21 protein-coding genes and 1 pseudogene are annotated in these 19,370 nt (G+C 31.8%); 6 read left to right on the forward strand and 16 right to left on the reverse strand.

Annotated features, from left to right (window positions below; translation table 11 throughout):
- Positions 1-63 precede the first annotated feature (63 nt).
- A complete protein-coding gene (locus J2W48_RS15085) occupies positions 64-498 on the forward strand; it encodes a DUF6526 family protein (RefSeq protein WP_310282468.1) in 435 nt (144 codons plus the stop codon).
- A 58-nt stretch (positions 499-556) separates the two neighbouring features.
- On the opposite strand, the gene J2W48_RS15090 is transcribed toward J2W48_RS15085, so the two are convergent.
- The 13 genes from J2W48_RS15090 to J2W48_RS15150 form a co-directional block, all read right to left on the reverse strand.
- Positions 557-1,417 carry an EamA family transporter gene (locus J2W48_RS15090; RefSeq protein WP_310282469.1) on the reverse strand — a complete coding sequence of 287 codons (861 nt, stop codon included), beginning with the start codon at positions 1,415-1,417 and terminating at the stop codon, positions 557-559.
- Between the two features lie 72 nt (positions 1,418-1,489).
- Positions 1,490-2,401, reverse strand: a complete 912-nt coding sequence (locus J2W48_RS15095) for an EamA family transporter (RefSeq protein ID WP_310282470.1) — start codon at positions 2,399-2,401, stop codon at positions 1,490-1,492.
- A 396-nt stretch (positions 2,402-2,797) separates the two neighbouring features.
- On the reverse strand, positions 2,798-3,721 hold the full coding sequence (locus J2W48_RS15100) for a bestrophin family protein (protein WP_409025180.1): 924 nt from the start codon (positions 3,719-3,721) through the stop codon (positions 2,798-2,800).
- 64 nt (positions 3,722-3,785) lie between these two features.
- A complete protein-coding gene (locus J2W48_RS15105; protein WP_310282472.1) occupies positions 3,786-4,505 on the reverse strand; it encodes an adenine nucleotide alpha hydrolase family protein in 720 nt (239 codons plus the stop codon).
- A gap of 77 nt (positions 4,506-4,582) precedes the next feature.
- Complete coding sequence (locus tag J2W48_RS15110) at positions 4,583-5,986, reverse strand: HAMP domain-containing sensor histidine kinase (protein ID WP_310282473.1); 1,404 nt, start codon at positions 5,984-5,986, stop codon at positions 4,583-4,585.
- A gap of 2 nt (positions 5,987-5,988) precedes the next feature.
- The gene (locus tag J2W48_RS15115) at positions 5,989-6,663 is read right to left on the reverse strand and encodes a response regulator transcription factor (protein WP_310282474.1); all 675 of its coding nucleotides are present in this window, start codon (positions 6,661-6,663) and stop codon (positions 5,989-5,991) included.
- A 116-nt stretch (positions 6,664-6,779) separates the two neighbouring features.
- The gene (locus J2W48_RS15120) at positions 6,780-7,373 is read right to left on the reverse strand and encodes a 2OG-Fe(II) oxygenase (protein WP_310282475.1); all 594 of its coding nucleotides are present in this window, start codon (positions 7,371-7,373) and stop codon (positions 6,780-6,782) included.
- A 136-nt stretch (positions 7,374-7,509) separates the two neighbouring features.
- Complete coding sequence (locus tag J2W48_RS15125; RefSeq protein WP_310282476.1) at positions 7,510-8,973, reverse strand: AAA family ATPase; 1,464 nt, start codon at positions 8,971-8,973, stop codon at positions 7,510-7,512.
- 140 nt (positions 8,974-9,113) lie between these two features.
- Complete coding sequence (locus J2W48_RS15130) at positions 9,114-10,232, reverse strand: vWA domain-containing protein (protein WP_310282477.1); 1,119 nt, start codon at positions 10,230-10,232, stop codon at positions 9,114-9,116.
- A 105-nt stretch (positions 10,233-10,337) separates the two neighbouring features.
- A complete protein-coding gene (locus J2W48_RS15135) occupies positions 10,338-10,718 on the reverse strand; it encodes a YchJ family protein (RefSeq protein ID WP_310282478.1) in 381 nt (126 codons plus the stop codon).
- Positions 10,708-10,941, reverse strand: a complete 234-nt coding sequence (locus J2W48_RS15140) for a hypothetical protein (protein ID WP_310282479.1) — start codon at positions 10,939-10,941, stop codon at positions 10,708-10,710. Before J2W48_RS15140 ends, J2W48_RS15135 begins: the two co-directional genes overlap by 11 nt.
- A gap of 13 nt (positions 10,942-10,954) precedes the next feature.
- Positions 10,955-11,107, reverse strand: a complete 153-nt coding sequence (locus J2W48_RS15145) for a hypothetical protein (RefSeq protein WP_310282480.1) — start codon at positions 11,105-11,107, stop codon at positions 10,955-10,957.
- Position 11,108: 1 nt separating this feature from the next.
- Complete coding sequence (locus tag J2W48_RS15150; RefSeq protein WP_310282481.1) at positions 11,109-11,651, reverse strand: hypothetical protein; 543 nt, start codon at positions 11,649-11,651, stop codon at positions 11,109-11,111.
- Positions 11,652-11,738: 87 nt separating this feature from the next.
- On the opposite strand from J2W48_RS15150, the gene J2W48_RS15155 reads away from it, so the two are divergent.
- From J2W48_RS15155 to J2W48_RS23130, 4 genes and pseudogenes are all read left to right on the forward strand, one after another.
- Positions 11,739-11,990 (forward strand): hypothetical protein, encoded by a 252-nt coding sequence (locus J2W48_RS15155; protein WP_310282482.1) that lies wholly within the window; start codon positions 11,739-11,741, stop codon positions 11,988-11,990.
- 299 nt (positions 11,991-12,289) lie between these two features.
- Positions 12,290-12,730 carry a KTSC domain-containing protein gene (locus J2W48_RS15160; protein WP_310282483.1) on the forward strand — a complete coding sequence of 147 codons (441 nt, stop codon included), beginning with the start codon at positions 12,290-12,292 and terminating at the stop codon, positions 12,728-12,730.
- A 259-nt stretch (positions 12,731-12,989) separates the two neighbouring features.
- Positions 12,990-13,751 (forward strand): DUF4369 domain-containing protein, encoded by a 762-nt coding sequence (locus tag J2W48_RS15165; protein WP_310282484.1) that lies wholly within the window; start codon positions 12,990-12,992, stop codon positions 13,749-13,751.
- An 18-nt stretch (positions 13,752-13,769) separates the two neighbouring features.
- Positions 13,770-14,162: pseudogene (locus tag J2W48_RS23130) on the forward strand (peroxiredoxin family protein); the annotation flags it as partial.
- Positions 14,163-14,222: 60 nt separating this feature from the next.
- On the opposite strand, the gene capA reads toward J2W48_RS23130, so the two are convergent.
- Entirely contained in the window at positions 14,223-15,263 is a 1,041-nt protein-coding gene (gene capA / locus J2W48_RS15170) for a cysteate synthase (RefSeq protein ID WP_310282485.1), read from the reverse strand.
- A 70-nt stretch (positions 15,264-15,333) separates the two neighbouring features.
- Positions 15,334-17,394 (reverse strand): S9 family peptidase, encoded by a 2,061-nt coding sequence (locus tag J2W48_RS15175; RefSeq protein ID WP_310282487.1) that lies wholly within the window; start codon positions 17,392-17,394, stop codon positions 15,334-15,336.
- A 140-nt stretch (positions 17,395-17,534) separates the two neighbouring features.
- On the opposite strand from J2W48_RS15175, the gene J2W48_RS15180 reads away from it, so the two are divergent.
- Positions 17,535-17,855: a YbaB/EbfC family nucleoid-associated protein gene (locus J2W48_RS15180; protein ID WP_029269321.1), complete on the forward strand. Its 321-nt coding sequence runs from the start codon at positions 17,535-17,537 to the stop codon at positions 17,853-17,855.
- Positions 17,856-18,065: 210 nt separating this feature from the next.
- On the opposite strand, the gene J2W48_RS15185 is transcribed toward J2W48_RS15180, so the two are convergent.
- A complete protein-coding gene (locus J2W48_RS15185; protein ID WP_310282488.1) occupies positions 18,066-19,130 on the reverse strand; it encodes a tetratricopeptide repeat protein in 1,065 nt (354 codons plus the stop codon).
- Positions 19,131-19,370 lie beyond the last annotated feature (240 nt).

Genomic DNA, 19,370 nt, shown 5'->3' on the forward strand with positions numbered 1-19,370 from the left:
TAATAGCTGTTATAAAGTTTTCCTGAAATGGTTTTAAAATTTATTTAACCTCAAAAAAGAATTATGAAAGCTCAAAATTTCAGAAATCATATTCGATTTTATCCCCCTCATCATTTTTTATACTATCCAATTCTTATACTCTTTTTAGTCGGCAGTATTTATTTTGCCTGTACTTCAGATGATAAATTGATATGGGTATTTATAAGTGTCATTTTTATATTTTTATTTTGTCTGGCTTTTATGCTTCGCCAACATTATGCTATGACTTTACAAAACAGAATAGTAAAAACTGAACTGCGGTATCGCTATTTTGTTCTGTCAGGAAATAGATTTGAAACAATTGAATATAAATTTACCGATGATCAGTTGTTTGCTTTACGATTTGCATCTGATGGTGAATTTTTATCGCTTATTGACCGTGCTCTTAGTGAAAATCTTACTGGTGAAGCTATAAAAAAAGCTATCATACATTGGAAAGGCGATTATAGCCGTGTATAATTAGATGGCTTCTCAAATATTATCTAGAAGAAACAGAATATTAACATTTTTAAAATAATCAAAATATATAAAACTGTGAAATAACTATAAAAACGATAGCAATTAAAGCAAAAAAGAGCCCTGCTAAGTTAATCTTGGATAACTTTTCTTTGAAAAAAAACACTCCCACAAAAGTTCCCAGTATAATTACTCCCATATTCATACCTGCAAAAACGGTAGATGGATTTTCAGAAAATGCTTTATGTGCTTTTAGATAAAACAAAATATTTCCAAAATTGAAAATACCTACCAAAATACCAAAAAGAAAATTTTTATACTCTAACCTAACTTTTTTTATTGCACTTTCGTAAACAACAACAAACAGACTGACTGCTAATGCAATATCAAAAACTATAAATAAAGAAGTTGTGTAAGGCAACGCTGTGTAAAGCGCAATTAGTTTAAAGAGGACGTCTATGATCCCAAAGCCTATTAAAACAATAGCAGGAAAAATCCATTTAGACTGAGTGTTTGCTGATGGTTTATTGAGGATTAACAATAATGCCACAAATCCAATGATTAATCCAATGATTTTATACAAATTAAAATCCTCATTAAAAACAAACCAGGCTGCCAAAATTGGAATAAAAAGTGACAGGCGCTGTGCAGCATCTGTTTTTACAATCCCCATATGCTTTATTGACAGTATTAGAAATTGAAAAACAACTGGTAACAAAATACCAATAGCCAGATAAATATTCCAGGGGGCCTTTGAATCAATTTCATTAATATTTGGACTGAATATGAAATAACACAGTGCTATTGCCACTACATAATTAAAAGCAATAATTTGAAATGGATTACAGTTATAACTTCGGGTTATTTTAAAAATCACTCCTACTGCAACACTGCAAATAATACTTAAAACAAGAAACAACATATCTATTTTTTAATGTAAAAATAGCGTTTTAATATTATTTCGAATAACCGAAACTCAATATAATCTTTATTATTAATTTTTAACAAATAGCATCCTTTTTTGTTTCATCGCAAAAAGATGATGTGCATTAAAAACTAAAACCGCTATAAAAATAATACTGTAGGCTATAATCTGCAATGAGCTTATTTTTTCTTTATAAACAAAATTAGCCAGTAAAAAAGCTATCATTGGGTTAATATTCAACAACATCCCAACCGTTGAAGAATTAATTCCTGAAAGCGCATATAGGTTTAAAAACAATGGAATAATCGTAAATAAAACTGCAATAGTTTCAATACAAAAATAAAATTTAAAGTCCGTTGGCACCGGTCCGCTATAAGCCGGATAAAAAGGCAGCAAAATCAATGCAGCCAAAGTGATATGAAAAGTAAGTACAATAAACGTATCAAAAACTTTATTCACACGCTGGCTTACTAAATAATAGGCATAAGTAATTCCTATAATTATGCTAAAAAACATATCCATAATATCTGCATAAGACAACAGTAAACATCCTAAAACACTTAATCCCACTGCTAACCATTGTGTTTTTCTTAGTTTTTCATGCAAAATCAAACAGGCTAATAAAGTGGTTAAAATAGGGCAAACCAAATACGCCAGAGAAGTTGCCTTTACGCTAATATGATTCATTACATAAATAAATGTAAACCAATTTGCAATCAAAAAGAAGCTTCCACCAATGTTGAGCAAAATATTTTTCTTTTTTTTAGAAGGAGGTAAAGCTTTAAAAACCTCTATAGTTTCAGTTAATCTTTTTCTTTTAAAAATAAAAACAATAAGCAACATAAGAAAACTACAACTAAACACACGATAAAATAAAATATCCAGGGAAGCATATTCATGAATTGGTTTCAGCACAAGGCTAAAAAATCCCCAAATAATATAGGCTGAAATTGCGGCTATGTAATATTTTGTAGTTTTCATGAAATGCTTTTTTCTCTGCGGGGCAAATTTCCAAAAAAAATAAAACAAAAACAGCCTCTTTTTATTATTTCGCTACAAAATATATTAGTAAGAAGTATGGTTCAGGTCGAATTTTCTTTTTTCAAAAATCAATTTTCGAATAGTATGCGATTGAGTTTTGGTTTATCGTGGACAAATGAATTACGGCAATCGATTCAAACTTTGGGCAAAACTATTTATTAGCCACAATTACCCGAATCAGCACTAATTAATTTGTGAAAATTTGTGGCTAATATTTTTTAGAAGCTATAGAAAAATGCAATAAAGTACATAGTTGTAAACCATATTCGGGACAAAAAAAACCAGACAATACAAATAAATGGATTGTCTGGTTTACAATTAAAGAAGCTAAATTAATTACAAAACAAAATATTCATTACTTTTTACATTTTTAGCTTCAGGTTTAAGATCAAATTCTTTAATAATATCAAATTCAACCTGATACTCATTTAGCATCTGCATTAAATTCTTTTCGATTGCATTCGAAATAGTGGTTACAGGTGTATCGGTTGGTCTGTTTTCGAAAGGGTCCTGTAAATGAATTGCCATTTTTTCAATTAAAAAGAATGTACCTCCGATAATTGTAATTAATGGAATAGCAAACCAGCTTAACAAACTAATTAGCCCAAAAGGCAATAAAATAATAAACAAACACAAAGTCATTCTGATATACATACTATATGTTGTTGGAAAAATGGTGTTTTTAATACGCTCACATCTCCCCATTGCATCACATAATCTTGTTAACGTATTATCAATTTCTACTTGTTGGTAAGTGTTAAAACGTTTGTCTTTTCTTGCAATTCTAAGATCTCTGGCATGCAGTAATAATATAGCATTCGGAACATTTTGATGATTTTTTACAAAATTCAATTCTTCTTCAGTTATGAAGTTTTTAATTGGTTTTATAGCGTCTTTATTACGCAAAGCCTGTCCTAAACTATAACACCAGGCAATTTGTCTTTTAGTAAAATTTTCTTTGAAATCATTGGCCTCAACAGAAAAATCAGGGTCTTTATAAAATGTTAGTACTTGTCTGATCAAAGTTCTTGATTCATTTACAATAGATCCCCAAATTATTCTAGCTTCCCACCATCTGTCGTAAGCCTGATTCGATTTGAAGGCCAATAATAAAGATATAATTGTCCCAACCATTGTTGGAATAGCTATAGGAATATCAACGGAAACATTGATGAAATAATGGTGAAAAATTTCAAACACTATAGTATAAGCCATTACAAGGGCAATCTCAACTTTAATTTTGCCGAGAACGTACTTCATTGGAATTCTTTTCTTTAACAGCATATTTAATCGGTTTAAATTAAATTTATTTTAAGTGGATTGGTTACACTAATTCTTCGTAAAGCGACAGGACTGGAAGCCCTAATCCCTCATTACTATTTTGTTTTTTTGTTTTTATGAATTTTATCTTTTCCCCTTTACGAGTTTCAACCAACAAATCAATATCATACTTTGATATAGCTTCCTTTAGATAAGGAGTAAACTCTTCGACGTTTTGAAAGTTTTTAGTCTGGCTTACAATTTCAAATGAAAAATTTTGGTTTAAAAAATGCTGTACATCCTTAACATGCATGTTCGCCGTTGTATTTTCTATGTAAAGCGCTTTATTAAAATTGTCCTTTATTTGCTCAATTCCTAAATGCAAAATAGGGCATTTTTGATTTCCGGCTAATTTTACCAAATATTGATGAATTCGCTTTGTTTCTTGTTTATAAGAATGCGTAAGAATAACCAATTTTATATCAAAAGCATCAATAATCCCTTTAAAGATTGGTGATGAAAGCCCAAACTGGTTATGTACTTTTATTTTACAATTAGCAGTACTGCCGATAATATATCGACACACTTCAAGAACTTCTTCCTGACTTGAGGTAAGTCCGGCCCTCATTTGGCGTAAAAATTGAGAAGAGGAAAAAGTATCCGGTGTTTCAGAAACCATCATTAAGACAATCTCACAATCAGATTTTTTTGCCTGATTAATAGCAGATTTTACAGCACAGATTGTATCTTCTTTTAAAGTAGTAGGTATAAGGAAATTTTTCATAAGTATAAATGTTTTGTTTATACATACAAAATAAGTCTCCTTACATTAGTATGGTCTTAATATTAAATTAGAATTTCCTAAGAATTAATATTAGAAATTTTAATGTTGGTTTTTTTGGATGTGTTTTTCTTAAAAATAATAGTTACAATAGTTCCTTTATTTTGTTCGGATTGTACTTGTATCTCACCGTCGTGCATTCTTATAATTTTAGAAGCTAATGGGAGCCCTAAACCATAACCGATATATTTTGCCGCAATTTTGCCCCTAAAAAATGGTTCGTATAAATGTGGAATATCTTCAGGCGGAATGCCAATTCCTATATCATTTATAGAAATTTTAATTAATTCCTGATTGGCTGTAAGCATTACAAAAACTTCATTGTTATCTGAATATTTTACACCATTGGTAATAATGTTGTTAATTGCCAGTTCCAATAAAGGTTTATTGCACGGAATTAAAAGTAAATTAGAATCTTTAGGTGCAAAATTAAGTTTGACGCTTACACGGTTATCAGGAAATATTTTATCGATATCCGATTTAACATCTAAAAGCAATTCATCAATTCTGGCAATATCTAAAACCTGTTTTTTACCATCGTAACCTGTTTGAGTCAATTTTAATAAACTTTCAGTTAAATTTCCTAATCTTGAAGCCTGACTGTAAATATTTTCCAGAGACTGAATGTACTCCGTCACTTCCCTTTCCTTGAGAAGCATGATTTCAGACTCGGCAATAATAGTAGTTATTGGAGTTTTTAATTCATGAGAAGCATTATTAATAAAATTAGCCTGAATTTCAAAAGAAGTTTCTAATCGATCTAACATGTCATTAAAAGTTGCCGTTAAATCTGAGATTTCATCTGAATTTTTAAGTTCCGGCAATCTGTTATGAAGATTAGAAGCACTAATCCTATTTACTTCTTTGGTAATTCTTGATACCGGGTTGATAACGCTTATTGCCAAAAGACGCCCTAAAAAAAATGCCAACAAGACAAATCCAATACCACCAAACAACATGATTTTTACAATATAAATTGTAGTGGTACTTCCTTTCCTGTCCCTCGCTCCAATAATTACAATATATTTTTGATTATTTTCCTCAAAAACCTGCCCGAAATAATATTTATTATCAATTTCAAAAAAGTTTTTTCCTGTACTTAGAATTTTTGTATAAAACTCGCTTGGCAAATTTAAGTTCGTATTATATTCAAAACTACTCGCACTCTTTATTTTAAGAACAAATTCTTCTTCCTCTATAAGCTCTTCAAGTCCGTTTTTTTTAAGTTCTCTGTAATACCTGATTTTTTCAGGATCTTTTTGAAAATGAATTGAAGCTACAATTTTAGCTCTGTCCTCTAAACGTTTTAAAAAATAATATTGATTATTGGATCTAAATAAAATAAAAACGATAATACATAAAAGTAAAGTACTAAATGTGGAAAGAGCAACATAAGTGAATGTAATTTTTTTTCTAATATTCATTTTTATGATTTTATAACGTAGCCTAATCCCTTGATTGTATGGATAAGTTTAGTCGAAAAAGGTTTGTCAATTTTTTTTCTTAGATAGTTAATATAAACATCTACTACGTTGGTGTTCATATCAAAATTAATATCCCATACATTATCTAAAATCTGGTCGCGAGAAACTATATGCCCTCTATTTTTAGCCAAATAGTAAAGTAACTTAAACTCTTTGGCAGTCAGAACAATAGATTTATCTTCTCTTTTTACAGTTTTGGCCCGTCCATTAATTTCTAAATCACTGATTGTGATGGTGTCTATTTTTTCTACATCCTGATGTGCTCTTCGGTATAAAGCGTTTAGTCTTGCTTCAAGTTCACCAAATTTAAAAGGTTTTACCAGATAATCATCAGCTCCTGCGTTAAGTCCTGTTACAATATTTTCAGAAGTTCCAAGAGCCGTTAGAAGCAAAACAGGGACAAAATTCTTTCCTGCACGCAATCTTCTGCAAATTTCAATACCGTTTATATCGGGGAGCATCACATCCAAAACCACAACATCAAAAGTATAATCCTGAAGCATTTCCAAGGCAGTTATTCCGTCAAGAGCCACACTTACCTCGTTATTATTTTCTGCTAATCCTTTTCGTAAAATGGACAAAAGATTAGGTTCATCTTCAACTATGAGTAGTTTCATAATAAATGTATTATCAACAAAAATAAGAATTGGATTGATAATACAAATTACATCTGCAAGAATTATGATTTAATTATGAAGAAAAAATAACCACAGGAATGATTCCCAAAAACCAACTAATCAATTTTAAGCCAGCCCGTAATACTCATTCTGGTATTTTGAGTAACCAGAACTTCATGAACCAATTCGTTGCTTTTAAAGAAAACTGTTTTTCCTTGAGTAGGCGCAATTTTTTGATTACTGTCTGTTTGGTAAATCATCAGTTCCCCTCCGTCTTCTTCCTGCCAATTGCTGTTAAGATAGCTAATCATAGAATATTTCCGGCTTGAATTATTTTTAAACTGATCTAAATGTTTCAGATAAAAATCTCCTTTTTCATATAAGGAATAATGAAATTCATAACTTGTAATTCCGGCATAACAACTTTCGTTTAAATATATAATGAAAGCCTCAATTTTAGCAAAAAACTCATTTTCGAAAACACTGTTATGTTTTTTGTCGAGCCAATAAATAGAATCGCTTCTAATAGCACCATCGTAAGAAAGTTTCTCTGAGTTGCCAATTCCTGCAGCTAACAGGAAACTATTTTCATTTAAATTCAACAAATTTTGTTTTAGATTATTAGCTAATTCTGCACTTAAAAAATGTTCTGAAATGCCTACTTTATTTTCTATATAACTTGCTATTAAATCTTCAAAACCATCTTCCATTTTAATTGGGGAAAACTGCAAATACAGTCAACGAAGCAAGGTAGAGTAAATAAAACTGGTAATAGCTTTATTTTTAAACAAATAGAACCCAACAAATTTTAAGTTTGTTGGGTTCCTGATAAAATAAAAATTATTGTTACAATTTACTAATATAACTTCCGTACATATCTTTAAACTGATGCCCAGTTGCAAAACGGTCTTTGCTTAATTTTTTATATTCTACCAATGCCCACAAAATAAATTCTTTCATAAAATACTGATCCTTTTTATTTAATTGAGGCTGGTATTTTCTTAATAAAACATCCAAAGGAGTTACTTCATCTAAAATTTGTTGATATTCCGCATCCAAAGCATCATCTAATAATTCGAAACCGCTTTCTGCAAAAAACCATTCAATCAAATCAGAATAGGGCGTTTTTTCACCTGGTTTTTCTAATTTTTCAATTTTAGGAAAGAAATCAGAAAATAAAGTTCTGATTGCAGAACCAATTAAATTCTGGGCAACAACAGCGGCTCCCTCCTGCTCTCCTTCATATACTAATTCCACTTTTCCTGTAATTGCCGGAATAATTCCGATAAAATCTGACAAACGTAATGTTGTTTGCTCAATTCCTGCTTTTAGTGCTCTTCGTTCAGCAGTACTTATCAAGTTTTCAAAAGCCGTAATACTCATTCTGGCACTCACACCGCTTTTGTTATCGATGTATTCGCTATCACGTGCTTCAAAACTGATTTGTTCCAAAATATCTTTGGCTAAACCCGGAACATAAACAATATCGGTTTGCGTTTCGTCTAATTTTGCTTCTTGTTCTGTAATGGTTCTGGCAATGGCAACACTTTCAGGGTAATGTGTTAGAATCTGAGAACCGATTCTGTCTTTTAATGGTGTAACAATGCTCCCTCTATTGGTATAATCTTCCGGATTAGCTGTAAAAATAAATTGCATATCGAGAGGCATTCTTAATTTGAAACCTCTAATCTGGATATCGCCTTCCTGCAGAATATTAAATAAAGCAACCTGAATTCTCGCTTGTAAGTCAGGTAATTCGTTGATAACAAATATAGAACGGTTAGCTCTCGGAATCATTCCGAAATGAATCACACGATCATCAGCGTACGATAGTTTTAAATTGGCTGCTTTTATCGGGTCTACATCTCCAATTAAATCGGCTACGGTAACATCCGGGGTTGCTAATTTTTCGAAGAAACGTTCGTTTCTGTGCAACCACGAAATTGGTGTTTCATCCTCTCTTTCAGCAATTAAATCTTTGGCAAAACGAGAAATTGGGTTCATTGGATCGTCATTAATTTCAGAACCCGTTACAAACGGGATATATTCATCCAGTAATTCCACCATTTTACGCGCCAATCGTGTTTTTGCCTGACCACGAAGCCCTAATAAATTGATATTATGTCGAGATAAAATAGCACGTTCTAATTCTGGGATCACAGTATTTTCGAAACCGTGCACCCCTTCAAAAACAGGTTGTCCCGATTTAATTTTCTCACGAAGATTATTTCGCAATTCGTCTTTGATGCTTATACTTTTATATCCTGAAGCCTTTAATTGACCGAGTGTATTTATATTTTTTATTTCCATTTTGATGATTTAAAAATTGAAAGATTAAATGATTTAAAATTCAATTTGTTTACTTTTTATATTTTGGATTATGTTAAACGCTGCTGTGCGCTTCTCAGTAAAACCTTTGTCCCTCTGAACCTTTGCAACTTTGAACCTGATTAACGTACTCTCTTTTTCCTATTCGTTTCATAATCCTCAAAAATCATTTCGCCCAAACCTTTTAGTCCGGTATAAAATGCTTTTCCCTGATTGGCCTCGGTAAAATGATTGACAAAACGTTGTAAATACGGATCGTTTGCAATCATAAAAGTGGTAATCGGGATGTGTAATTTTCTGGCTTGCTGTGCCTGCGTATAACATTTGTCCACGATATATTCATCGAGTCCGTTACTGTTCATATAATACGAACCGTCTCGTTCACGCACGCAGCTTGGTTTCCCATCGGTAATCATAAAAATTTGTTTGTTGGTATTTCGTTTTCTGCGTAAGATATCCATTGCTAATTGCAATCCTGCAACCGTATTAGTATGATAGGGTCCAACCTGTAAATAAGGTAAATCTTTTATCGGAATTGTCCAGGCATCGTTTCCGAAAACCAAAATATCAAGTGTATCTTTTGGATATCGGGTAGTGATTAATTCAGCCAATGCCATCGCCACTTTTTTGGCAGGCGTGATTCGGTCTTCGCCGTATAGAATCATACTATGACTAATATCAATCATCAAAACAGTACTCATTTGGGCCTTGAACTGTGTTTCTTCTACAACCAAATCATTCTCTGTCAGCATGAAACTTTCAGTACCATTATTGATTTGGGCATTTCTAAGACTTTCTGTCAATGAAATACGCTCTAAACCATCGCCAAAATTAAATTCACGGAATTCTCCGGTATGTTCATCTCCATTTCCGGCATATTTGGTTTTATGATTTCCGTTTCCGGAACGTTTCAAATTACCAAAAATTTGATCTAAAGCCTGTTGTCGAATCGCACGTTCTGTTTTAGCAGTAATTCCAAAACCTCCCGTGCCATCTTCCTTAACCTCATCTTTTATATAACCTTTCTTTTTTAAATCTTCGATAAAATCATCGATTGTGTAGTTGCCATCGGTCAGTTTATATTCTTTATCCAACTCCCGAAGCCAGTCTATAGCTTCATCAAAATCACCCGAAGTGTGGGTAATTAACTCTTTGAAAATTCCAAAAAGTTTTTCAAACGGAGACTGAAACGGGGCTTCGTACGACTTAAAATAAAAACCTTTTTTAAATTCGTTTTTCATAATTTTAAAATTACGTTTTTTTAGAATTATGAAAAACGAAACGTCTATTAATTTTTAGTTAAAGTATTTGTATATAAAAGTTCAATCAGTCCCTAATCCTGTCAATTATTCAAACTTTCCATCAACGTAAAACCATGCTCCATTTTCGAATCTAAAGGTCGAAAATTCGTAATGCATTTGTGGTTTTTGGCTTTCATCTAAAAAATAAGCTTTGAATTCAACTGTGTTTTCTGTAAAATTTAGAATTTCCAGTTTTTGCCATTTATTTGTTGTTGCCCATTTTAAAATTTGGGCTTTAGAATAATATTGCCTTTCAGAAACATAAGTCGTTTCTAAAAGATAATCAGCATTGTGAGTTGCATATGCCGAATATCTGGAACGCATTAAAGTTAAGGCTGTTGGTGCTTTCTGATTGTTTTCAAGATATAATCCACAGCAATTTCCATACAACAAACCAGTATCGCAATAGCATTTGTTACTCACCATCAACTTTCTCTTCCCCGTTAAGTTTTACATGTAACTGGTTTAACAGAACCTGATATCTGCTTATTTCCCTTAGCTCTTCGTCTTCTTCAGCAAAATCTAACATCTCATCTAATACATCACTTACATCAAGTAATTTATTATTTGCTTCCCTGTTATCTTCCGCTGCAATTAAATCTATAATTTCCTGTACGCTCGCTTTTAAACTTTCAAACTTAGTATTCATATTGTATTTCTTTTTATTTGTCTTCTTCAGTTTTGTTTTCGTTGAATTTTTTTACGATTTCCTTCAGCCTTTCTTTACGGGCAATGACAGCCTGCTTGGCTTTATCCTGAGCTTTGTGAAGTTTATCATTGTGTTTTTTTATGTTTCTTTCGTTGTTGCGTCCCATTTTATATTTCTCTTTTAATTTCGTCTAAAGTTTTCTCTGTATAAATCAATTCTTCAATGATATGTTTTCTCAAATCGGCAATATCATCATAATCAAAATATTTTGCCCAGGATGTGAGTTGTTGCAAATTTCTGATTTGTTTGATCCGTTTCGTGGTCTCAAAACTGGTTCTAAGAATCGCTTTTTTATCGTACAACGGATTCTTTTTGTGCTGATAAGTTACGGTGTTCTTATCGTAATCTGCTTCAATATAATATAATTTTTCTTCAGCATTATCGGGGTAGAATTCATTCCACGCTGCAAAACCTATTTTGATTTTCGAGGAGGTTTCCGGTTCCATTGCCACTAATCGCCATTTGCTGTTGGCTAATCTTCCCCAATGATTAGAACCCCTGTACATTCCTGCTTCGGTGTAATAATAAGTGCTTCCTGCTTTGCTTTCAAACTGAATTTTCAATCCTTCAATTGCTTCTGGCAAAACTTCTCTAAAAACACAAAATGTATTTTTGAAAGAATTAGGATGTGGCTTAAAGTTTTTTTGCATGTGCAAATATACTCAGATTGTAAAGAACTGCCTAAACAAACGATATATTGATTAACTTTGTGGCTTCAATTTTAAAATAATGAGGTCATGACTAAAGGTTCACAAGAAAAAATGTTGCAAAAAGGAGTTTACACCGGCATCATGGAAAAAGATGAAAACAACAATTATTTTTGTGGTGAATATCTTTTAGATTATAAAATGGCACATTCAAACTTTACTCTTGGTGAATTAATTACTATTAAATCTGTAATCGAAAATCCGAGTGACATCAGTTATAATAAATATCCTAAAAAATCTAAAAACTTTGCAAAGGCAAATAATAAGCCGGAACAGGAATAAGTTTTTTGTTTCAGGTTTCTTTTGTTTCAGGTTTCAGCTTTTCAAGATATCTTATAAAACCATATCAGTTATAAGTTCATTAAAAGTGTTTCCTAGAAATTCTTTTATGCCGGGGTTTGGCATGAAAGATTGCAACATATAGCGGGAAATAGCTCCTAAAAAACTACATTTTAGATATTTCCTGAATATTTTTTCTATCAAAAGTAAAAAGTTAAAAAAAAGTGTACCTTTGCAAAAAATTTGTCTTTTTGATCAATTAATATCAATTTCAAACTAATAGACAAGTAGTTACCTTATTTATGAAAAAAATAGTTGAATACCGCAAGTTACTAAACGTAGACAAAACTGCTGAATTAAAAGATTTAAAAACCATTTATCGTAATGCGATGAAAGAATCTCATCCTGACAAATTCCAAGGTGATGAGGCTGGTTTGAAAGCTGCAGAGGAAAAAAGTAAAGCTATTATTGAAGCTTATCACTTTTTGGTAAGTATTAATCCTGAAACGATTAAAGCAAATTTACCTGAATATACTGAAACTATCGCTACTGCAACAATTACAGATTATAAATTTGTTGAAGGTCGCTTAATTATAGATTTTTCTAACGGAAGTGTTTACGAATACATCAGTGTTCCTAAAGCAACTTATGTTAAAATGGTAAATGCTGATTCACCTGGACGATTTGCAAAAAGACACGTTTTAAACTCTTTTACCTGGAGAAAGAAAACAAATCAGGAATAGTTCATATCCATAATATTTATAAAAGCATTTCTCATATCAGGATGCTTTTTTTTTGCTTAAAAAGTATTAAATTGCTCGTTTTAATTCTGAATAAAAAAACAATTAACTTTTTTCGATTCAACCTTAAGAGATAACACATTATCAATAAGCAAGTTGAATCAAAATAAACTATAACAAAATTTTAGGTTACAAAATTGTTTATGTTTTATATTTTTAAATACTTTTGTTGCACAAATCAATTAACTAATTAATTTAAATAATGAAAAAAATATTTTTTTTACTTACCGCTTCAGTAGCGATAATTTCATGCAGTAAAGTTAAAGACGGAGAATACCTTATTACAGGAACAGCAAAAGGAATTGAAAACGGAAAAACGATAATTCTTCAAGGTCAGGATCCAACTACAAAAATGACAGTAGCCCTTGATACAGTAAAAGTTGAAAACGGAAAATTTGAAATAAAAGGAAAAGTAACTGAGCCGGCTTTTCATACATTAATCATACAGGATTTACAAGGACCAGTGCCTTTTATCTTAGAAACAGGTGAAATTAAAATTGAAGTTGACAAAGACAGCATTCATAAATCTAAAATTTCAGGAACTTACAATAATGATGAGTTTGTAAAATTTAATGAAGACCTGACAAAAACTCAAAAGAGTTTAGTTGACTTTCAAAAAAACAATACTCAAAAAATGCAACAAGCTCAACAAGCTCAGGATACTGCAGTTATCAATGGTTTGATGAAACAATACATGGAAATTCAAACTGAAGTTCAGGCAAATTCTAAAAAGAAATATTTAACGTATGCTGAATCTCATCCAAAATCTTTTATTTCAGCATTGATCATTCAGGGTATGTTAGGAGATCCAAGTACAGATATTAAAAAAGCAGAGGCTTTATACAATTCTTTAGATGAGTCTTTAAAAAATAGTGCTCCTGGTAAAGAAATCAAAACAAAATTAGGTCAAGCAAAAATGCCTGCAGTAGGCGCAACAGCTCCTGCGGTTGGCAGCCCTAACTGAAGAGCAGATTTTTCTGCTCCAAATCCGGAGGGAAAAGTAGTTTCGCTTAAAGAAAGCTTAGGAAAAGTAACAATCGTTGATTTTTGGGCTTCATGGTGCGGTCCCTGTCGAAAAGAAAACCCAAATGTTGTAGCTATTTATAATGAACTACATTCAAAAGGTTTAAATATCATTGGGGTTTCATTAGACAAAGAAGCAGGCGCCTGGAAAGAAGCCATTGCAAAAGACAAATTAAGCTGGACACATGTTTCTAACTTAAAATTTTGGGATGAGCCTATTGCAAAGCAATATAATGTAGAATCTATTCCGGCTACCTTTATACTTGATGCATCAGGAAAAATTGTTGCACAGGATTTAAGAGGGCCTGAATTAAGAGCAAAAATAATAGAGCTTTTAGCGAAAGCAAAATAATAAAAACAAAAAACTCCAGATTTTCATCTGGAGTTTTTTGTTTTATATAAATTAGTAAGTTTACTTTACGAATTCAATTTTTTGAACTTCTTCCTCATTTACACTATCAAAGAAACCTTGTTCGTTCATCCAGTCATCACTAAATACTTTGCTCATATATCGGGATCCATGATCAGGAAAAATAGCAATAATATTACTTTCACTGGTAAACTCTCCTTCTTCGGCATATTGTTTAATTGCCTGCATTACAGCCCCTGAAGTATAACCAACGAACAAACCTTCTTTTCTGGTAATTTCTCTTGCTGTATGTGCGCTTTCTTCGTCTGTAACCTTGATGAATTTATCAATAATATCAAAATCTGTCGCTGATGGAATTAAATTTTTTCCTAAACCTTCAATTCGGTAAGGATAAATTTCCTTGTTATCAAACTCTTTTGTTTCGTGATATTTCTTTAAAACGGAACCAAATGCATCAACTCCTAAAATTCTGATATTTGGGTTTTGCTCTTTTAAGAATTTTGCTGTTCCGGAAATTGTTCCTCCAGTACCGCTGCAAGCAACAAGATGAGTGATTTTTCCTTTAGTCTGGGCCCAGATTTCAGGACCTGTAGTGTTGTAATGGGCATCAATATTTAATTGATTAAAATACTGATTGATGTAAACTGATCCTTTTGTTTCTTCGTGTAAACGTTTTGCAACATTGTAGTAGGATCGTTCATCATCTGCAGAAACGTGAGCAGGGCAAACATATACTTTTGCACCTAAACTTCTCAACATGTCAATTTTATCCTTTGATGATTTTGAACTTACTGCCAAAATACAATTATAGCCTTTTATAATGCTTACCATCGCTAAACTAAAACCTGTATTACCTGAAGTAGTTTCTATTATGGTATCACCAGGAGATAAAATCCCTTTTTTCTCCGCTTCCTCAATAATATACAATGCTATCCTATCTTTTGACGAATGTCCCGGATTAAAAGCTTCTACCTTTGCGTAGAAATTTCCTTCTAAACCTTCGGTGACTTTATTTAGTTTAATAAGTGGGGTATTACCTATTAACTCTAAAACATTATTATAAGCATTTATTTCTTCTTTCATAAAAAAATAGTTAATCAAAGGTATTTTTAAATAACCCCGATAGGTTGCAAATTTAACAAAAAATTTCTAATTAGCTTTTAATTTTTTCTAAATCTAATAAAAAACTAAATTCCTTTGCTAAGTCTTTTAAAGCTTCAAAACGACCTGAAGCTCCGCCATGTCCGGCATCCATATTGGTATCCAGAAACAAAAAATTATCATTTGTTTTTAGATTTCTCAGTTTGGCTACCCATTTCGCTGGCTCCCAATATTGTACCTGTGAATCGTGTAATCCAGTGGAAACATACATGTTAGGATATTTTTGTGCTTTTACGTTGTCATATGGTGAATAAGACAACATATAATCATAATACTTTTTATTATTTGGATTTCCCCATTCGTCATACTCTCCTGTTGTCAGGGGTATACTATCATCTAACATAGTGGTAACTACATCAACAAAAGGAACCTGGGCAATAACTCCATTATATAATTCAGGCGCTTCGTTTACGATAACTCCCATTAAAAGGCCTCCTGCTGAACCACCTTCTGCATACAAATGTTCTGCAGAAGTATATTTCGCGTCTATTACAAATTTAGAGCAATCAATGAAATCTGTAAAGGTATTTTTCTTTTTTAACAGTTTTCCGTCTTCATACCATTGTCTTCCCAAGTCCTCACCTCCCCGAATATGGGCAATTGCATATACAAAACCGCGATCTAACAACGAAAGTCTTGTAGATGAAAAATAAGCATCCATAGTGGCTCCATAAGATCCATAAGCATACAGCAATAATGGATTTTTACCGTTTTTTTCCATCCCTTTACGATACACCATTGAAACAGGGACTTTAACTCCATCTCTGGCTGTTGCCCAAAGACGTTCTTCAACGTAATTATCTTTATTAAATTTCCCTCCCAAAACCTGCTGTTCTTTTAAGATTTCTTTGGTTTTGGTTTTCATATTAAAATCAATCACAGATGAAGGCGTTGCCAATGACTGATAACCGTAACGTAAAATGTCTGTATCAAAATTGATATTGGTGGTAGTGTAGGCACTATACGTTTCGCTCCCAAAAGGCAAATAATAATCCGGTTCATCATTCCACGGTATAATGCGAATATGATTCAATCCGTTAGAACGCTCTTCTACAACCAGATAGTTTCTAAAAATCTCAATATCTTCCAGTAAAACATCTTCACGATGCGGAATAACATCAATCCAATTTTTCTTTCCTGTGGCATTTTCAGGCGTTTTCATCAATTTAAAATTGGTCGCCTTGTCTTTATTGGTTAAAATGTAAAAATGATCTTCATAATGCGAAATACTGTATTCCAATCCACGAACACGAGGCTGAAAAACCACAAACTCACCATCAGGATTATCCGAATTTAAAATTCGATATTCTGTCGTGAGTGTACTCCCTGAACCAATTACAATATATTTTCTGGACTTTTCTTTGCTTATCGAAACATTAAAAGTATCATCGATTTCATCGTAAACCAGTATATCATTCGTTGAATCTGTGTTTAGTTTATGTCTGAAAACCTTATCGGAACGTAAGGTTATCTCATCTTGCTTTGTATAAAAAAGAGTATTGTTGTCATTGGCCCAAACAGAACCTCCGGTAACATTTTCAATTTTATCCCCCAGAATTTCTCCTGTTTCCAAATTCTTAATCTGTATGGTATAAATTCTCCTTCCTACTATATCAAGACCAAAACTCACATATTTGTTATCCGGACTCACACTCATTCCGCCAAGCTTAAAGTAAGAATGTCCTTTTGCCATTTCATTGCAATTAAACATAATTTCCTCATTAGCAGTAAGGCTTCCTTTTTTTCTTGAAAATATAGGATAGTCCTGCCCTGTTTCAAAACGGGTAATATAATAATAGCCATTATAAAAATAAGGAACTGAAGAATCATCTTCCTTGATTCTGCTTTTCATTTCTTCAAATAAAAATCCCTGAAAATTCTTAGTATGTTCGGTCATCCTTTTATAATAATCATTTTCCTGATTCAGATAATCAATGACCTCGGGGTTTTCCCTGTCGTTTAACCAAAAATAATTGTCGGTTCGGGTTACTTTATGTTTTTTTAATACTTTTGGAATTACTTTCGCTTTTGGAGCAACAATATTGTTTTGCATTGATTGGACATTAATTTTTATAAGACGAGGCAAAAATACCATATAGTAAACAGAACAGAATTAATTTTTTCATAAAATATTACTTTAATTATAAACCGTAATACACTAATTTTGTTGAAAACAATTTAAAAACTGATAAAATGGATTTAATGGGAATGATGGGAAAACTTAAAGAAACCCAACAAAAAATTGAAGATACAAAAAAACGTTTAGATACGGTTTTAATTGACGAACAAAGTGCAGACGGATTGCTAAAAGTGACATTAACTGCAAACAGAAAAGTGAAATCAATTTCGATTGACGACTCTTTACTTGAAGATAAGGAACAATTGGAAGATTACTTAATTGTAACCCTGAATAAAGCTATTGAAAAAGCAACCAGCGTAAATGAAAGAGAATTGGATGCCGTTGCCAAAATGGATATGCCAATGATTCCGGGAATGGACAATCTGTTTAAATAAGGTTAAAAAAATTAAAACTTAATTTGATAAAAAAGATATTGTCTTACTAACCGTGTAAGCTGAAAAAAAACCAATTGAATTTGTCATTTTGTAGTACTAAATAACAAAAAGATGTATCCAACCGTTTTTTAGTTATTTGCTATATTAAAAAAAAAGGGTTTGACTTTTTAGTCAAACCCTTTTTTTTAATGCTCTTTAGAAAATATCTTTTTATCTGCTACTTTTTAGGGCATTATATTCATTTGTCATATCCAGCGCCCTATAAATTCCCAAAAGAGATTTTACAGCATCTTCATTTTTTGGCTCAATAACCAATGCTTTCTTAAGATACGGAATTGCACTTTTTATGATTTCATCCTTTTGAATATTTAATTTATCATATTCTTTCATTTCCTTTGGAGTATTTCCCAATGTATCCATTTGATCAACCAATGCGTTTTTTAATTGCATTTTAATATAAACAAGGTTGATACAACAGTTTACGCAACTGGGATTTATTTGTAAGGCTTCCTGGTAATACTTTTCCGAATTAACATAGTCATTTCTCTCTAAGTAAGAAAACCCTAAAGCAATTAAAATATCTTCTTTTTTAGAAGGTGGAAATACATTTCTGGGTTTTTCATAAAGACCTTCTTTAATATTTGAATCTCTGGCACTTATAGAACTAAATGCTTCTTCTGTTTTTGTTTTTTTATTAGTAGCATAAAAAACAACTGCCTTTCCGGAATAGTTTATTTTTTTTAGTTCCTCATAATATTTAATTGAAGAGATATAATCCTTCCCGGTTAAAGCAGCAGCAGCAGCATTTAATAAGTTTAAAGTATCTTTTTTATCAAACAAATAAACTTCATAACTTTTATCTGCGCTTTCTTTGAATTTTCCTGCTTTATAATCAGCATGAGCACCATCTACCAGTTTAGACTTCAGCTCCTTTAAAGCTAAATTTGCCTTAAATGCGTATTTATAATTATGAGAATCATTTTCATATAAAAGAACATCCTGATATGCTCCAGCTGCCAAAGAAAAATTATTAGCAGGATCAATGTTTTTAATAGCTAACTCTTTGTATACATTTCCTTTCAGGTAAAAGAAATCGGATTTTATATCATCCGATGCGTTGATGATGAGATATTCTATTTTTTTTAAAATAGTTAATGCCTCCTGCACTTTTCCTTTATCATAATAAGACTGGGCATTTTTAATTTCATCTTTTTGAGCAAATGCCCCGATATTTATCAATAGAAGAAATGATAGTATCTTAAGTTTTTTTTTCATTTCAATTATATTTGATTGTTAACAATAGATTTATAGTTTTTTATGAGTAGTTTTTGGTGCAAACCTATACAACAATTTTGCGTCAAAACGTTGGGACATAATACTCAAATGCAGGGCAAAATTTCTTTTGTCAACAATTGAAGTTACCTATCCACCTACCATAGCCTAACCTTTTTTCAAAACATTAAGATGTGTAACAAACAAACAGAATAAAGTAGTGTAATTTTTCTTCATAATACT

Origin of the sequence: Flavobacterium piscis (assembly GCF_031457575.1) — a bacterium.
GTDB lineage: Bacteria > Bacteroidota > Bacteroidia > Flavobacteriales > Flavobacteriaceae > Flavobacterium > Flavobacterium piscis_A.

What these genes read in the sequence shown, in the direction of transcription:
- J2W48_RS15150 (WP_310282481.1), bottom strand. Translation starts at nt 11,651, where the DNA reads ATGCAAAAAAACTTTAAGCCACATCCTAATTCTTTCAAAAATACATTT.
- J2W48_RS15185 (WP_310282488.1), bottom strand. Translation starts at nt 19,130, where the DNA reads ATGAAAAAAAAACTTAAGATACTATCATTTCTTCTATTGATAAATATC.
- J2W48_RS15165 (WP_310282484.1), top strand. Translation starts at nt 12,990, where the DNA reads ATGAAAAAAATATTTTTTTTACTTACCGCTTCAGTAGCGATAATTTCA.
- J2W48_RS15105 (WP_310282472.1), bottom strand. Translation starts at nt 4,505, where the DNA reads ATGAAAAATTTCCTTATACCTACTACTTTAAAAGAAGATACAATCTGT.
- J2W48_RS15175 (WP_310282487.1), bottom strand. Translation starts at nt 17,394, where the DNA reads ATGCAAAACAATATTGTTGCTCCAAAAGCGAAAGTAATTCCAAAAGTA.
- J2W48_RS15095 (WP_310282470.1), bottom strand. Translation starts at nt 2,401, where the DNA reads ATGAAAACTACAAAATATTACATAGCCGCAATTTCAGCCTATATTATT.
- J2W48_RS15155 (WP_310282482.1), top strand. Translation starts at nt 11,739, where the DNA reads ATGACTAAAGGTTCACAAGAAAAAATGTTGCAAAAAGGAGTTTACACC.
- J2W48_RS15125 (WP_310282476.1), bottom strand. Translation starts at nt 8,973, where the DNA reads ATGGAAATAAAAAATATAAATACACTCGGTCAATTAAAGGCTTCAGGA.
- capA (WP_310282485.1), bottom strand. Translation starts at nt 15,263, where the DNA reads ATGAAAGAAGAAATAAATGCTTATAATAATGTTTTAGAGTTAATAGGT.
- J2W48_RS15140 (WP_310282479.1), bottom strand. Translation starts at nt 10,941, where the DNA reads ATGAATACTAAGTTTGAAAGTTTAAAAGCGAGCGTACAGGAAATTATA.
- J2W48_RS15135 (WP_310282478.1), bottom strand. Translation starts at nt 10,718, where the DNA reads ATGGTGAGTAACAAATGCTATTGCGATACTGGTTTGTTGTATGGAAAT.
- J2W48_RS15110 (WP_310282473.1), bottom strand. Translation starts at nt 5,986, where the DNA reads ATGAATATTAGAAAAAAAATTACATTCACTTATGTTGCTCTTTCCACA.
- J2W48_RS15115 (WP_310282474.1), bottom strand. Translation starts at nt 6,663, where the DNA reads ATGAAACTACTCATAGTTGAAGATGAACCTAATCTTTTGTCCATTTTA.
- J2W48_RS15160 (WP_310282483.1), top strand. Translation starts at nt 12,290, where the DNA reads ATGAAAAAAATAGTTGAATACCGCAAGTTACTAAACGTAGACAAAACT.
- J2W48_RS15085 (WP_310282468.1), top strand. Translation starts at nt 64, where the DNA reads ATGAAAGCTCAAAATTTCAGAAATCATATTCGATTTTATCCCCCTCAT.
- J2W48_RS15090 (WP_310282469.1), bottom strand. Translation starts at nt 1,417, where the DNA reads ATGTTGTTTCTTGTTTTAAGTATTATTTGCAGTGTTGCAGTAGGAGTG.
- J2W48_RS15100 (WP_409025180.1), bottom strand. Translation starts at nt 3,721, where the DNA reads ATGAAGTACGTTCTCGGCAAAATTAAAGTTGAGATTGCCCTTGTAATG.
- J2W48_RS15130 (WP_310282477.1), bottom strand. Translation starts at nt 10,232, where the DNA reads ATGAAAAACGAATTTAAAAAAGGTTTTTATTTTAAGTCGTACGAAGCC.
- J2W48_RS15180 (WP_029269321.1), top strand. Translation starts at nt 17,535, where the DNA reads ATGGATTTAATGGGAATGATGGGAAAACTTAAAGAAACCCAACAAAAA.
- J2W48_RS15120 (WP_310282475.1), bottom strand. Translation starts at nt 7,373, where the DNA reads ATGGAAGATGGTTTTGAAGATTTAATAGCAAGTTATATAGAAAATAAA.
- J2W48_RS15145 (WP_310282480.1), bottom strand. Translation starts at nt 11,107, where the DNA reads ATGGGACGCAACAACGAAAGAAACATAAAAAAACACAATGATAAACTT.